The sequence below is a fragment of the Campylobacter concisus genome, assembly GCF_902460415.1.
Taxonomy (GTDB): domain Bacteria; phylum Campylobacterota; class Campylobacteria; order Campylobacterales; family Campylobacteraceae; genus Campylobacter_A; species Campylobacter_A concisus_Y.
Window position 1 is genome coordinate 1 of sequence record NZ_CABPTY010000008.1, and the last position, 14,496, is coordinate 14,496.

Sequence of the window (14,496 nt, forward strand, 5' to 3'; positions counted from 1 at the left end):
GCCTAAATGTATCGAGTGCATTTAAATTTATTAGTGTAAGTATCAGTATTATTAATTTTTTCATTTATCTATCTCTTTTTTTAAAATTCTTGTTTTTATGTCTGAAATGTAGTATTGAATTTCTTGCTGTGATAGTTTTTCTAATAGTTCGATTAGCTCTTTATATGTAACATTTACGTATAAGTTTTCTTTATCTTCCTTTAAATTTAATCCATTTTCTATAACTTCAAATAATTCTTTTCTATTTTTTCGCCAGTTGTATATTGTTTTTTCGGCTATTTTTAGTTTTTTCGCGATTTCTGCATTTGTCATTTTTTTACCTGTAAAATTTACATATTTAAGCATTATTTAATTTTATATTATGTAATATTTACCTGTTGAAAATATGTAAATCTTACATATGTTTCGATTTTATCGAAATAATGTAAATTTTGCCCTGAATATGGCATTAAACTATTTTAGCCCCGTTTGGACGAAACACCTTTTCGGGGCTATGTTAAATGGTGTTTCAAAAAAATAAATTAAAAAAAGGTGTTAAAAATGCAAATCGTTAAATCTGAATATGATTTAAAGTATGTTCTTAGGGGTGGTCTTGTTAGAAGTTCGGCTTCTGGTAAGTTTGAAGGTAATGATTACTCTTCTTCTGTTCGTATTTCTTCATCAAATATCTATGACGTTGTTAATGAAAAGACTGGCTTTACCGATGAAGTAGAGCAAAAAGTTGTTTTTAAAATAATCTGCCCAGATAATAATACCGCTGGACTTGTAGCGGCTGCAATAAAAGAAAAATTTAAAAAAGGCGAAGAAATACCGGTTGAAGGTGGCTTCCCTAACGATCAAAGAATAATTACGATCGCTAATCCAGTTGAATACTTCCTATTTGATACAAAGCCTGCAAAAAAACCTGAAAATAAATAAATAAAGGGGTCTATCCCCTTTAACTACTTATTTAAGTCCGTGTTTCCTTAGATAAGTAGTTAAAGGCTACTAAATTTAAACAAAAAGGGTTAGAGATGAAAAAATTTCTTTCTTCTACTAAAGCTAAGGTTCTAGGTGGTGTTGCTGCTGTTGGCGCAATGTCAAGTAATGCTCTTGCAGCTGGTATAACAATGGGTGCAGATGGCACAGTAACTGGCGATCTTAATATTACTCCATTTATGGGCGTAGCTGGTGCGGTTATTGTTGTTTTGGCTGCAATTTTTGCTGTTAAAAAAGGTCTTTCTCTTTTAAAATAGCTTGTTCCCCCTTTATTGGGGGCTAATTTTTAAAAAGGTTAAAAGTGTATTTTGATTTTATAGACGTTACGAAATTAGGATTTTTTCTAAATTCTTTCTTTGCTATTGTAATTGTCTTTTTTGCTTGTGTTACTGCCATTACTTCTGCTTTTAGTCTTTTTAAAAATTAGCACATAAATTTTAAAGCTTAAAGCAGAGTGCAAAGCAAAGCTTTAAGCCGACAAACGAAGTGCGTCAGTAATTTTTTGGGGTTTAAATTTATGGATAAAGTCTTTCTTAACTTAACAATAGAGCAATATAACTTCTTGATGTCTATGACTGGGACTTTATGCGGTTTCTTGCTTTGCTTGTTTATTTTCATAATTCTCTCGAGAATTTAAAAAAGGTGTTTAAAATGTTTGATGTTATTGGTGTTCCGTCTTTTGATTACTTCTTTTCTATCTTTATATGGTTTATGGTCTTATCTTTACCGATTTGTGCTGCTTTAACTCTTTTAACAAAAAGATTTTTTTAAGGCTTTGTGATGAAATTTCTAATTAGATTTTTCATTTTCTTATCTATTTTATGCTCTTTTGCTTTTTCTAAAAATTGCGATGGCGATGGCTTATGTTGGGTTATGCGTGATTATAATTTGCCTAGCGCTTTCAAGCCTATCGATGGCAAATTTTTAAAAGGTAATAATTATTATGGTCTTAGATCGCCTGAAACTGGTTATTACTTTATCTATTCTTTTACAATTAGACAAGAAGCTTATTATTTTGCTGGCTCACATAAGCCAGGTTTTTATGTTGGTTTTGGTCATGTTTATATAGGTGGCAATAGTAGAGTTGGTCGCTTTGGCCAGCGTGGTGGTGTTGGTGATTATGAATTTTTTGTTGCTTCTGATTATCCTAAAGACCCAGTGTTTACTTATTATGATTTTATTGTTTTCAATCCCAAAGAAGTTGCAAGATGTAAGCTAAATCAAGAATTTAACACTGATACAATGCAATGCGTCGATTCTTGTCCAGCTGGTCAATTATGGAATGTTCAAACTAATGCTTGTGTAGTTGATTGTACTGATGAAGATAATCATAAATTCTTTACTTCTGATTATACTTGTATAGATTGCTCGAGTGCTTTAACAATAGATGATATTGCAAGGTGTTACTGCGCTGGTATTGGCTCTTCTTATAATCCTGGTTATGCTTGGGATCCTAACAAACCTAATATTGTTCAAGCACATTGCAAAGATGAAAGATTGATTACTTTCAAATTTGATAAAAGTAAAGAAAATTCTAACAAAGACAAGGATAAAGACAAAGAAGACCCAAATAAGGATAAAGACAAGGAAAATCCAAATAAAGACAAAGACAAAGAAGATCCAAACAAAGATAAGAATAAAGACAATTCTACGCCTGGAAATGGCGGCGGTTCTAGCGGTGGCAATAATAACGCAATAATAACGGCTCTGGTGGCAATAGTGGCGGCACTGGTGGCGGTTCATCTGGTGGTACTGGCGGCGGATCAAGTGGCGGCTCAGGTAGCGGCTCAGGTGGTGGACAAGGAAACGGCAATTCTGAAAACGCCACACCTGGCAATATAGATTATGGCGAGCTTGAAGAAAGAACCGCTGATCTCGCAAATACGTATAAGGAAAATATTAATAATCTTTTTGAGCCTATTGATGGTATTAAAAAAAGCTTAAATGATACTATCTCAAAAATCAAAGATGGAAATTTAATGAGCTTAAAAAAAGGCGGTATTCCTAACACTTGCCCTTTAAATTTTGATATAGATATGTTTTTCTTTAGTAAAAAAGTTGTCTTTGATTTTTGTAGTATTCTTTCGCCGATTGCTTCTTCTCTTTATGTCTTTTTCTTTGTAGCTTTCTTTTTGTTGTTTTTATTTTTAATAGCCAAGCTATTTATTTTTACTTTTATGGGGTGGTAAGATATGCAAGCAATTATAGCTACTATTGTTTTATTCTTTCGCTTTTTTAAATGGGAAAATGCTATTAATTTTGTTTTTAAAGCAATTACATTTTCTAAAATGGTTGTTACTAACGTAATTTTAGGTACTCTTGTTTTATCTTATGCCGCTGCTGTTATTTATATTATTAACTTCATCTATTCTAAATTTAACTATATTATTGATTATGTCAATAATCTTTCAGTAGGCAATGAAAAGATCGTAACGACTGCCTTTTCTATTTTAAAATCTCTTGGTGCTTGGAATGCCTTTTGTGATGTGTTTTCTATATTTTCGCCTATTTTTCTTTCTTTCTTTGTAATTTATGCGACAAAAATTGGCATTACTGTTTTTAGATTTGTTCGTGAAACTCTTGTTACATTTATTTTGGCAAAGCTTTAAAAATGATTACTTATTTAGTTGGCAATCCTGGAAGCGGTAAAACATATTACGCAGTATATATGATTTATCAGACCTTTTTATTTGAGCCAAAGAAAACATTTTTATCTAAATTTGTTAAGCCTAAAGAAAAGCCTAGTTATTTATTTTGCTATACAAATATAAATGAGTTTAAGTTTGAGTTATCCGACAAATTTAAAAAGTTTGATTTTGATAAGTTCTATTTAGGCTTAAGAAATTTATATGCTTTATATAAGACTGGTGCAACCGATAACGAAGTTAATGAAAAAGCCAAAGAGTTAAATTTATATGGTTGCGTATTTGTTCTTGATGAGTGTCATAACTTTTTTAAAGACAAGAAAGACGAAATTTTAGTTTGGTGGCTTACATATCATCGCCATTTATACCAGGATATTTATTTAATTACTCAAGATTTAACCTTAGTCAATAACGAATATAAACGTATAGCAGAAAAATTTTATAGGGCTGTCGATAGCGCAAAAAGATTATTTTCAAAGAAATTTCGTTATGAAGTTTTTGCATCTTATAGGCTTTATAAAAAAGATAGATTAGAGATTATTAATATTCCATATCTTGAAGAAGTATTTAATTTATACCACTCTGGACAAAGTTCAAATAAAAAATCATTTGTAAGATTTTATTTTTTGCTAGCTATTGTTGTTTTTATTTTTCTTTTACTTTATTTTTATTTTGTTGTTATGTCTATTTTTAAAAGCGATACTCCAACCGAAAACAATTTATCAAATCAAGATAAAACTTCTTTTTCAAATTCTCAAAAAAATAGTATTTCAGATTTTCCAGATATATTCAAAGACACTTCAAAAAATAACATTAAAAATAGTTCCGATGTGCCAGAAATTTATATATATAACATTACTTGCGTTAATTCATCTTGCCATTTTGACGACGACTATCATTTATACCCATTATCATTACTTAGTTACATATCTTCAATGTATACGCCATTATATTTTTATTACGAGCCAAAATCTCACGAGCTTGTCAAGTACTACTATGTATTTGACAAGCCAGTTTTCCAAAATTTAATTTCAAAAAATAACAAAGGTGTTTCCGATGAAAAGTTTAATCAAGTTCCTAGTTCTTCCGCTGCTGTTTTTAAATAGCTTGTTTGCTGCCGAAATTTATACTGATCTTTTAGATTTCGCACGTCTTACTAGTAGGGCTAATAATATAGCCATTGTAACTGATGAAAGCATACACCAGGGCGAATATTATTTTATCTATGAAGATGAAGTTAAGATCACGATTGCAATGTTTAGAAAAATGCTTGAAGCTAAGAATTTATACCTTTATAAAAAGGATAATTTCTACTACGTAAGCTCTCAAAAATTGCCTGATTATGATCTTAGGCGTATCGAGCTAAAGAATTATGTTTACGATGATGTAAATAAAATTCTTAGCCAGTTTGATTTAAATGCTACTTATTCGACGTCTTCTAATTCGGTTTTCTTTAGGGCTGATGACTATATATTTGATCAGATTAAAGAAGCCATTTCAAAGATTGATAAGAGCCTGGAGCAAGTAACATTTAAACTGACTATCACTGAAACAAATCTAAAAGACATTAAAGATTTAGGCACAAATTTAAAGGGCTTGCTTAAGCCACTTAATCACGGCGATTTAGCTTATTATATTAATCTGATTACTTCCCCTTATATTACTAATTCAAATATTATTAAAAATGATGATCGTGCCTTTTTTGGCATATTAAATTTTCTTGACACAAATGGCATTACAAAAATTATCTCATCGCCAGTATTGACGGCAAAAAATCACACCGAAGTTTATTTTAGTTCCGTTCAAAATATCCCTTATTTAGTTTCAAAAACTGATATATCTAATTTAAATTATCAAAAGACTGATAGTTACGAATATAAAGACATTGGTTTAAAGATAAATTTAAAGCCTATCATTTTATCTGATCACATTGATTTTGACTTACATTTAATACTTGAAGATATTCTCTCTCAAAGTACATCATTAACGCCCATTGTTTCAAAAAAGGAGCTTAAAAGCTCGTATTCTTTAAAGCGTGGCGACGTTCTAGTTCTTAGCGGTATTAATAAAACGACTACTTCTAAGCAACGTAATGGCGTGCCTATCCTCAAAGATATATGGTTTTTAAAGTATCTTTTTTCAGTCGAGCAAGACAGCGAAATAAACTCTGTTCTAACGCTCACAATTCAAATTATTTAATGTTTTAGGGGTGTAGGGGATTTCCCCTACAAAAGGCGAGAAATAAAGCTTATTGGCACATTCTGCTTAATCGAGCCGTGCAGCTAATATGCTTTTTGGGTTTAAAACACCCCTTTCGCCTATATGTGTTTTGGCGTAGCCAAAAAAGGCTGCCATGGGCGGACGAAGTCCGCCACAATGGCTGCCCTTGTCAAATTAATAAAAAACTCTTACGTTTAAGGAAGCGATTATGCGAGCGAGAAATTTATATGGTGTTTCTCCCCTTGACGTTGAGCTTTGCCAAGCAAAGCTTGATAGCCAAAGGGAATATATGCGCTCTTTCTCTTTTGTTAATGTTAATGGCCAGGTTAGAAATTTGCTAGACATTTCAATGTCGGCCAACTTTAGCGATAAATATTACGCCGAAGTGTCTAACCGCGTAAATGTGTTTAGCTCTTTTGCTATTGATTATTTTCAAGTCCCAGTATTTTTAACCATCACTCTTAACGGCTGCTTTAGGGGTGCATTAAATGGCGATTATTCTAAATTTATGCCGATTGATTATAGATATTTGCCTGATGAAGTTAAATATAAGGCTAAAAATTCAGTGCCTTTAAGTATTTCTGATTTAGTAGCCGTTCTTAATCATCAATGGAATTTATTTATTATGCGATATTCAAGAAAATTTAAAAATATTGATAGAAGCTATATAAGGTGCTTTGAGCCACACAAAAAAGACGGCGTGCCACACATTCACGCTTTATTTTACGTCCCAGCTCACACAATAGACTTTATGAAAAGAATTTATACTGATATTTTTTATGCTCCGCAAAACTTAAAAACAAATGCTATCACAAGCGAGCAAAAGAAAAACGGCGAATTAAACGGCTTTCAAACTAGTATTAATAATCCTAGTGGCTATGTTATGAAGTATATCCAAAAGACTTTCATTAACCTAAAAGAAACGCAAGATTTTGACGAGCTTTCAGCCTGGTATGTAAAGCACAAAGTAAGAAGATTTATAAGCTCACGCACTAAAGTGCCATTATGGGTATATAGGAAGATTAATTTTATTAGCACGATGCAAGACTTTTATCACTTAAACGACTTAACAAACGATCATAGAGCAATACTCGAGTGGAATAAAAAAGATGATTACATATATATAAAATTGCCTTTCAACAAAGAAGAGATTATTTATTTAAATGGCAGATTAGAGCATTATATAAGTGGTAGGCTTATGAATTTTTACGATAGATTGAAAATTGATAGCCAAAAAGATGAAAACGCACAAGATGAAATAAAAAGCTTTGGCACTAATTTAAAACAAAGGCAAATTTTAAAGCTTTGCGATGAGCTTTTTAAAAGCGATGAAAAGCCTAAACCAGTAAGCAGAATGAAAGATTACGAGCTAGTCAATTACTATGAGAGCTTGGGCGGTGATGTAAATGCCCAGCATTTAGCTTATGTTGAAAATTTAATGCTTGATAGGGAATTAGATAACTTCACACATTATCATAAAAAGCACGATTTAAATGCTCCTGATATTGATAGCTTTGTAGATAGATTTTTGATTTGTAATGAGTTTTGAAAAGGATAATGTAATGAGAATTTTAAATTTATTTGCTGGCATTGGCGGTAATAGGTTATTATGGAATGATGTATTATCGGATATTGATGTAACTGCTGTTGAGTTTGATCCAGCTATTGCCGATGTTTATAAATTTAGATTTCCCACTGATAAAGTTATTATTTGTGATGCTTTTGATTATGCTGCCAATAACTATGATAAATTTGATTTTATATGGGCTTCTCCACCTTGTCAAACTCATTCAAGGGTTAATTTTTCAAATCAAAATACTATTAATAGTCGTTCTTTGCCTGATTTTAGGCTTTATTCCCTTATAAGTTTTTTAAAAACTTTTTGTAAAAATAAGTTTGTTGTTGAAAACGTTATTCCTTATTATGATCCTTTGATTTCTTATAATGCAAAAATTTCTCGTCATTTATTTTGGTCAAATTTCTATATTTCTGAAAAGTCTTTTCAAAAATCTAGTAAGTTAATTAAAAATTTTGTTATTTCTGATTTTCATGATTTTGATTTAAGTTTATTTAAAAATATAAAAAATAAAAGACAGATTATTAGAAATCAAGTTGATAGTAATTTGGGTAAATACGTTTTAGGCTGCGCATTTGATAAAGGTCTTTTTGATGACACTAAATGAGCTTTTTAATAATTACATTAGCTTTTATGAGCTTATTTTAAGTCCAACTACTCTAAGAAGCGATATAGCTACTTATAATAAGCATTTTAAAAACTCGCTTGGCTTAAGAGAAATAGAAGATATAAATTTTATCGATATACAAAAGTTTTGTAATGATCTTATCAAGCAAGATTACAAGATAAAGACTATTAAGAATATCGTTGCAAAGCTAAAGGTTATTTTCAAGCTAGGTATAAAACTGGAGTTAATAAATAAAAATCCTTGCGATTTTATCGAGCTGCCAAAGTTTGATAATAAAAGGTATTTTGATTACTCGATCGCTATTCAAAAACGCTTTATTAAGGCTATTTGTGAAAATACCGATGCAAGCTCTGATATATTCTTTTTTCTACTTCATGGCAGACGAAAGAATGAAGTATTAAGCCTAAAATTTAGCGATATAAATTTTAAGACCAGGACTTATATGATCCCTTTTAAAATTAATAAGGCCAAAAGAAATATGATTTATAAAATGAGCGATGAACTTTTTAATCGTCTTTATAAAAGATTTTTGATAGCTAAGAAAGAAAATAGGCTAAACGATTATGTCTTTATTAATCCTATGACTAACGATAAATTTAAAGATTTGCGTAAAAGCTGGTCTTCACTTCTTAAACGAAATAATCTTCCTAAAATCAGACTTCACGATATAAGGCATTTAATTGGCACATATTCAATTAATTATTTAAAAATTCCGATCGAGCAAGTATCATTTACTTTAGGGCATACAAACATCACTACAACACAAAAATATATTACTGCAAACGTTAAAAAATCTAAAGAAACTATCGAAAATTTACTAAAATCAATTTCAGAATAATTTAAGCATTTTAAAAAGTGTTTCAAACATCGATAAAATAGGCATTTGGTTGCGGAGGACGGATTTGAACCGCCGACCTTCGGGTTATGAGCCCGACGAGCTACCACTGCTCTACTCCGCGATAAGTATTATTTTGGATTTAAAAAGTGGATGGGGTAAGAGGATTCGAACCTCTGAATGACTGGACCAAAACCAGTTGCCTTACCGCTTGGCGATACCCCAATGTTTTTAAGAGTTGTAATTATATAGATTTTAATGTGCTTTGTCAAGACTTTTTAGAATTTTAATAAAAATTAAAATTCTAAAATTAAAGCAATTTATGACTTTAGCTATAAAATTTCTCTTTGTCCTTTTGCATTCACTGGACTTAAAACACCCATTTTTTCCATTTGCTCTATTATGTTTGCAGCTTTGTTGTAACCTATTTTTAAACGCCTTTGCAGATAGCTTATTGACGTTTTTTGCTCACTTAAAATGATCTCTTTAGCCTCTTCATAAAGCTCATCAAGTTCATCTTCTCCTAGAGTACCAGCAGCCACACTTCCGCTTGTGCCTTCTTCTATTAAAAATTTTTCATCATAAACTACATCTTGTTGCTCTTTTAAGAAATTTACAACCGTTTCTATCTCTTTTTCACTAGCAAATGGTGCGTGAAGTCTTATCACACCAGGGCTTCCTGGAGGTGTAAATAACATATCTCCACGTCCGAGTAAGCTCTCAGCTCCCATTTGATCAAGAATGACCTTACTATCGATCCTCTGCCCTACTCTATAGCTTATCCTGCTTGGTAAATTTGCCTTTATAAGGCCAGTCACGACATCAACACTTGGGCGCTGGGTTGCCACTATCAAGTGTATGCCACTAGCCCTTGCCATCTGCGCTAAGCGTCCAATATAAAGCTCCACATCCTTGCCACTAGTCATCATCAGATCAGCTAGCTCATCGATGATCACAACGATATACGGGAACTGCTCACCGCCTTCCTCTTTCATCTTTTCATTGTAGCTCTCTATATTTTTTGTACGAGTTTGGCTCATTATCTTATATCTTCGCTCCATTTCAGCGACCATATTGGCAAGTGCAGTGATTGCCTTTTTAGCCTCTGTGATAACTGGAGTTAGAAGATGTGGGATGTCGTTATATATGCTAAATTCAAGCATTTTTGGATCGATCATCATTAGACGCAAAGTTTGTGGGCTATTTCTATAAAGCAAGCTTAAAAGCATCGCATTTATACCGACACTCTTGCCAGACCCCGTTGTTCCAGCTATTAGCAAATGTGGGAGTTTTTTAAGGTCTGTCACAAAAGGGGCACCGACGATATCTTTGCCAAGTGCCATAGTTAGTGGGCTACTTGCATTTTTAAAGACTTCGCTCTCTAAAATTTCTTTTATATAGATTGTTTCTAAATTTTGATTTGGCACCTCGATGCCTACGACATCTTTGCCGGGAATCGGCGCTTGGATACGGATCGTTTGAGCTTTTAGTGCCATCGCTAGATCATCTTGAAGTGTCAAAATTTTACTTACCTTGATATGTGGAGCTGGACGAAACTCAAATGTCGTGACGATAGGCCCAGTATAAGTTCTAACCACATCTCCGTCTATTTTAAACTTACGGAGTTTATCAAGCAAATTAGAAATTTGCTGATCGATTTCCGTTTCATTTACACTATGTGAGCGTTTTGGCGGATCGTTTAAAAATTTAAGCGGTGGCAAGACAAAATTCTTTGGCTTTTCCACATTTCCTCGCTCTATTTGATCAAGCAACTTCTTGTTTTCAGCCACTTCGTTTAAAATTTCAACTCCGTTTATAGTTGAGGCCCTGCTCTCTTTTTCTGACTCAGGCTCTAGCTCTTCATCTAAATTCTGCTCATCATCATTTAGTACCTGAGCTTCTATAAGTTCTTCTTCTTTTATATCATTATTCTTTTGTTTTTTGCGTTCGATTTTTGGAAGTTGTTTTTGTTTTATCTCTTTTAAATTTCTCTCTTCATGGACTTTTACCTCTTTATCCACAAAAGCCTTTCTTAAAACAATGATAAAATTTTCCCTAAAAGCAAGCCCAAGTGAGATAATAAACATCATAAGTATAGCAACCGCAGTGCCGATAGAGCCGATGACTTCTTTTAGCGCTGAGACTATAAAGCCGCCTATCACGCCGCTATTTGCCCCAGAAGTACTTAGCGCTTGAAACATCAAAAATGCGATAAAAAATAGAAAAATCCCAACTACAAACTGAGCAAAATCAAAATCAAATTTCTTAAAATTTTTATAGACAAAATAGCTCAAAATGATCAATAAAAATGGATAAACATACGCGATAAGTCCAAAATATTTGATATTTAAAATACCAAGGCTTTGTCCGAGCGAGCCAACAAAATCAGCAGTTGGAGCAGCTGTAGCGATACCAAAATATATAAAAATGCAAACAAAAATTGTAAATAAAATATGTCGTAAAATTTTAGATCCTTTATAAAAAAGGCTTATTATAGCACGCTTGAGTTTAATTTTAAAAAATCAGCAAGCTAGGCGACCTGCTGATTTAAATTTTAATTTAAATAATTTAGCAAGCTTAGTTGATTTATCTTTGCACTTGCTTGTAGGGTTGCTTGATAAGATAGTGAAAGCTGCGTAAATTTCAGATATGACTCCGCATAGTCTGCGTCAATTACATCATTTTTAACAGTTTGCACATTCACTTTCATTACTTCGGCTCGCTCTTTTGTGGCTGTTAAAAGTTTTGATTGAGAGCCGATCTTTGTAAGCTCTTTATTTGCATGATCTATTAAATGATCAAGCCTTTGTAATGCGCCTTGCATGCCGGTATTTCGTGGATCATTACTATTTGCATCAGCTCTATAATATCCCTTTCTAACAGCTTCGATCATATTATCAAGGTCTTGAAAAACGCTCGTACTTGGCTCATCAATAGTTAAAGCATTATTTTCATTAAAGCTAAAGACAGAACCATTTCCTTGAGGGTGGCCAGCATTACCAGCTGTATCTCTACCAGTGCTATCGCCATCAAATTTATCGCTATTTTTTGCATCATGCATAGTTACTTCTATGTTTGTTACTGATTTTGTCTTATCAGTTAAAACCATTCTGCCCTTATCATCTAAAGTTGTCTCTACCGCACCCTTTGTTTTTGACAAAGCCTCTTTATAGGCATTATAGTTTTGATCTCTTTTTACCTTTTCAATATCTGTATCAAAATTTGCATTTTCTGCATGTGGAGGATTTGGGATATTATCGCTTGCTGCCATAGCAACGATATCCATGAGCTGCCTATAAGTAAAATCGCTAGCATAAGTTCTGTAACTTCCAAACTCATCTGAGTTATAAACCGTTAAAGTCCTAGGTGTAGAAGGCGTGCCACCTGGTGGTGTAGATGTTATTTCAAATTGCACTGGAGTATTTGTGCCTCCCGCTGTGCCCATTTTTACCTTTATATCATATTTTGTACCGGTGATTGACTTTACTTGTAAATTTATCTCTTGGTTATCGATATTAAAAAGCTCTCTCTTTCTAGCATCGACATCTTTTGGATATAAATTTCTATCGTAGCTCTCTTTTGTACCAGAGACTTCGCTTAGCTTTGTCTGATCTGTTGCATATTCGCCCGTTCTTCTAGCTACTTGAGGTAAATTTGCGATTAGCTCATTATCCTTTCTTTCAAATCTAACCTTATCATAGTCAAATGCATTTGTCGCATTTCCATCTTTATCGGTATATTTGCTCTTTACAAACTCAGTGATATGAACCTTTTTTGGAACGTTATTTGCCATAGTTTCAAGATCTTCAAGAGAATTTACCGTATCAAGCCTGTTGTTTTGAGCGATTGCACCGCGATTTGGTGCTACTGATGTGGCTGCAACCATATGAAAGTCAATAGTTTGATTACCTTTAGTAAGATCTTTTATATTAAATTGTCCATCGTTATTTATGCTCACATCAACAACTTTTGTTGTTTTTGTATTGCCAAATTCCATACCGATTTTTTCCATAAGCCCAGCCATTGTTGTATTTGCACTCATCTTAAATTTGCTAGTAAATGTCGTGCCGTCTGGCTTTTTGCCTTGCATGAAAAAATATGTATCTGGAAAATTTACATTTGAATTATCTAAAAAATCATAATCTGGATTTATTGTGCCATTGTAAGAGCCGTCACTTCTAACCACTGAATCACTAGCGTAATTTAACCCGATCATATTTTTTATCTTGCTGTTATCGTTTAGAAATTTTGGCGCATAGGAGATGTCGGTTCTAGTTTGATCAGCTAAACGAACATTTGTGGTCAAAATTTTACTGTAATCACCATCTTTTCCTAAAAATAGATCATATCCTGGGATATTATAAGGAAGCTCGACTTGTGCTCCAGCCGATGTTTTCATATAATCACGATTGCCTTGATACTTTCCAGCGCCATCTATTGGCTTTGTATCAACAGCACTTCCAGAAAACAAAAACTGCCCATTAACCGAAGTGTTTGCAATATTCACAAGGTGATTTTTTATGCCTTGAAGATCATTTGCCAAAGCTTCTAGCGATGTCTTACTATGCACGCTGCTAGCTGCTTGGACTACTTTTGTCTTAAAATTTTCAAGCTGTTTTTCAAACTCTTGCAACGCATTATCTGTATTTTTTGAGAAATTTACAGATTTACCAGTGGCATCAACTACTTGAGTGAGAGTAGTTACTTCATAATCAAGCCTCATCGCATCATTATAAGTCGCAGCACCATCGTATGGATCTTGAATTTTCAAACCATTTGAGAGCTGCTTATAGCTTTTATTTACACCGGTCATATTTTTTTGGTAGTCATGCAGAGTCTGACTAAAACGTAGTTGGTTTGTTATTCTCATAATTTTTTCCTAAATTTTTATTCACTCTAAGCAAAAATGATTCCGCTTGTTTTTATATCGGTAAAAATTTGATTTTTTTTAGCACAAAAAGTTTATTGTATAATCCAACAAAAATTTATATATAAAATAGGTAAGAAAAATGGCACTAAAAATTCTCTTTTCTCCAAGCGAAAGTAAAATTTCTCTAAATACGAATAATAAATTTAATGGCAAGGATTTGATATTTCCAGAGCTTTTTGACAAAAGAGTTGAAATTTTAAACAGATATGATGAATTTTTAAAAAATGCAAATTTAGACGAGATAAAAAAGCTTTTTGGGCTAAAAGAGCTTGAAGAGAGTAAGCAGCTGCGAGAAAGCCTATCTCAAAAAGGCAGCATAAAAGCTATCTTAAGGTATGATGGCGTGGCTTATAAACATCTAAACTATCGTGGTTTAGACAATAAGGCGCAAAAATATATAGATAATAATGTTTTAATCTTTTCAAATTTATTTGGGCCTATCTTAGCAAAAGATGAGATACCAGAATACAAACTAAAGCAAGGTGAAAAGCTAGGTGGCTTTGAAATTTCAAAATTTTATGAAAAAAATTTTAGTAAAGCGGTTGATGAGTTTTTGCAAAATGATGAGATTTTAGACCTTAGAGCTAAGTTTTATGAAAAATTTTACACTATAAAAAAAGAATACATAACTTTTTGCTTTATAAAAAATAAAAAAATAGTGAGTCATCACGCAAAAGCATATAG

14 protein-coding genes and 2 tRNA genes are annotated in these 14,496 nt (G+C 32.7%); 11 read left to right on the top strand and 5 right to left on the bottom strand.

The genetic code is table 11. The features are described 5' to 3' along the window. Positions 1 to 60 precede the first annotated feature (60 nt). Positions 61 to 312 carry a DUF1828 domain-containing protein gene (locus FZ940_RS09165; protein WP_085657447.1) on the bottom strand — a complete coding sequence of 84 codons (252 nt, stop codon included), beginning with the start codon at positions 310 to 312 and terminating at the stop codon, positions 61 to 63. A gap of 228 nt (positions 313 to 540) precedes the next feature. Between FZ940_RS09165 and FZ940_RS09170 the strand changes: the two genes are divergently transcribed. The 10 genes from FZ940_RS09170 (at position 541) to FZ940_RS09205 (ending at position 8,885) form a co-directional block, all read left to right on the top strand. Further along, positions 541 to 918, top strand: coding sequence for a hypothetical protein (locus tag FZ940_RS09170; protein WP_103577280.1), 378 nt, complete (start codon positions 541 to 543; stop codon positions 916 to 918). A gap of 95 nt (positions 919 to 1,013) precedes the next feature. After that, positions 1,014 to 1,235, top strand: a complete 222-nt coding sequence (locus tag FZ940_RS09175) for a hypothetical protein (RefSeq protein WP_084108104.1) — start codon at positions 1,014 to 1,016, stop codon at positions 1,233 to 1,235. A 523-nt stretch (positions 1,236 to 1,758) separates the two neighbouring features. After that, entirely contained in the window at positions 1,759 to 2,820 is a 1,062-nt protein-coding gene (locus FZ940_RS09485; protein WP_187422164.1) for a hypothetical protein, read from the top strand. Between the two features lie 137 nt (positions 2,821 to 2,957). Continuing rightward, a complete protein-coding gene (locus tag FZ940_RS09490; RefSeq protein WP_187422165.1) occupies positions 2,958 to 3,167 on the top strand; it encodes a hypothetical protein in 210 nt (69 codons plus the stop codon). 3 nt (positions 3,168 to 3,170) lie between these two features. Beyond that, on the top strand, positions 3,171 to 3,587 hold the full coding sequence (locus FZ940_RS09180; RefSeq protein ID WP_187422166.1) for a hypothetical protein: 417 nt from the start codon (positions 3,171 to 3,173) through the stop codon (positions 3,585 to 3,587). A 2-nt stretch (positions 3,588 to 3,589) separates the two neighbouring features. Further along, a complete protein-coding gene (locus FZ940_RS09185; RefSeq protein ID WP_148822320.1) occupies positions 3,590 to 4,729 on the top strand; it encodes a zonular occludens toxin domain-containing protein in 1,140 nt (379 codons plus the stop codon). Beyond that, a complete protein-coding gene (locus FZ940_RS09190; protein WP_054196520.1) occupies positions 4,680 to 5,822 on the top strand; it encodes a type II secretion system protein GspD in 1,143 nt (380 codons plus the stop codon). The genes FZ940_RS09185 and FZ940_RS09190 overlap by 50 nt, the downstream gene beginning before the upstream one ends. Before the next feature lie 229 nt (positions 5,823 to 6,051). After that, positions 6,052 to 7,392 carry a rolling circle replication-associated protein gene (locus FZ940_RS09195; protein WP_148822321.1) on the top strand — a complete coding sequence of 447 codons (1,341 nt, stop codon included), beginning with the start codon at positions 6,052 to 6,054 and terminating at the stop codon, positions 7,390 to 7,392. Between the two features lie 13 nt (positions 7,393 to 7,405). Further along, complete coding sequence (locus FZ940_RS09200) at positions 7,406 to 8,026, top strand: DNA cytosine methyltransferase (protein ID WP_187422167.1); 621 nt, start codon at positions 7,406 to 7,408, stop codon at positions 8,024 to 8,026. Further along, positions 8,013 to 8,885 carry a tyrosine-type recombinase/integrase gene (locus FZ940_RS09205; RefSeq protein ID WP_148822323.1) on the top strand — a complete coding sequence of 291 codons (873 nt, stop codon included), beginning with the start codon at positions 8,013 to 8,015 and terminating at the stop codon, positions 8,883 to 8,885. Before FZ940_RS09200 ends, FZ940_RS09205 begins: the two co-directional genes overlap by 14 nt. A 46-nt stretch (positions 8,886 to 8,931) precedes the next feature. On the opposite strand, the gene FZ940_RS09210 is transcribed toward FZ940_RS09205, so the two are convergent. The 4 genes from FZ940_RS09210 to flgL form a co-directional block, all read right to left on the bottom strand. Continuing rightward, positions 8,932 to 9,006, bottom strand: a tRNA-Met gene (locus tag FZ940_RS09210). Between the two features lie 26 nt (positions 9,007 to 9,032). After that, positions 9,033 to 9,107 (bottom strand) — tRNA-Gln (locus FZ940_RS09215). Between the two features lie 107 nt (positions 9,108 to 9,214). Continuing rightward, the gene (locus FZ940_RS09220) at positions 9,215 to 11,395 is read right to left on the bottom strand and encodes an FtsK/SpoIIIE family DNA translocase (RefSeq protein WP_410368989.1); all 2,181 of its coding nucleotides are present in this window, start codon (positions 11,393 to 11,395) and stop codon (positions 9,215 to 9,217) included. A gap of 41 nt (positions 11,396 to 11,436) precedes the next feature. Continuing rightward, positions 11,437 to 13,752, bottom strand: coding sequence for a flagellar hook-associated protein FlgL (flgL, locus tag FZ940_RS09225; RefSeq protein ID WP_148822325.1), 2,316 nt, complete (start codon positions 13,750 to 13,752; stop codon positions 11,437 to 11,439). 139 nt (positions 13,753 to 13,891) lie between these two features. On the opposite strand from flgL, the gene FZ940_RS09230 reads away from it, so the two are divergent. Next, a partial coding sequence (locus tag FZ940_RS09230) for a YaaA family protein (protein ID WP_148822326.1) occupies positions 13,892 to 14,496 on the top strand: 605 nt, incomplete at its 3' end.

Coding starts and splice junctions, on each gene's coding strand:
- FZ940_RS09165 (WP_085657447.1), bottom strand. CDS start 312: ATGACAAATGCAGAAATCGCGAAAAAACTAAAAATAGCCGAAAAAACA.
- FZ940_RS09170 (WP_103577280.1), top strand. CDS start 541: ATGCAAATCGTTAAATCTGAATATGATTTAAAGTATGTTCTTAGGGGT.
- FZ940_RS09175 (WP_084108104.1), top strand. CDS start 1,014: ATGAAAAAATTTCTTTCTTCTACTAAAGCTAAGGTTCTAGGTGGTGTT.
- FZ940_RS09485 (WP_187422164.1), top strand. CDS start 1,759: ATGAAATTTCTAATTAGATTTTTCATTTTCTTATCTATTTTATGCTCT.
- FZ940_RS09490 (WP_187422165.1), top strand. CDS start 2,958: ATGAGCTTAAAAAAAGGCGGTATTCCTAACACTTGCCCTTTAAATTTT.
- FZ940_RS09180 (WP_187422166.1), top strand. CDS start 3,171: ATGCAAGCAATTATAGCTACTATTGTTTTATTCTTTCGCTTTTTTAAA.
- FZ940_RS09185 (WP_148822320.1), top strand. CDS start 3,590: ATGATTACTTATTTAGTTGGCAATCCTGGAAGCGGTAAAACATATTAC.
- FZ940_RS09190 (WP_054196520.1), top strand. CDS start 4,680: ATGAAAAGTTTAATCAAGTTCCTAGTTCTTCCGCTGCTGTTTTTAAAT.
- FZ940_RS09195 (WP_148822321.1), top strand. CDS start 6,052: ATGCGAGCGAGAAATTTATATGGTGTTTCTCCCCTTGACGTTGAGCTT.
- FZ940_RS09200 (WP_187422167.1), top strand. CDS start 7,406: ATGAGAATTTTAAATTTATTTGCTGGCATTGGCGGTAATAGGTTATTA.
- FZ940_RS09205 (WP_148822323.1), top strand. CDS start 8,013: ATGACACTAAATGAGCTTTTTAATAATTACATTAGCTTTTATGAGCTT.
- flgL (WP_148822325.1), bottom strand. CDS start 13,752: ATGAGAATAACAAACCAACTACGTTTTAGTCAGACTCTGCATGACTAC.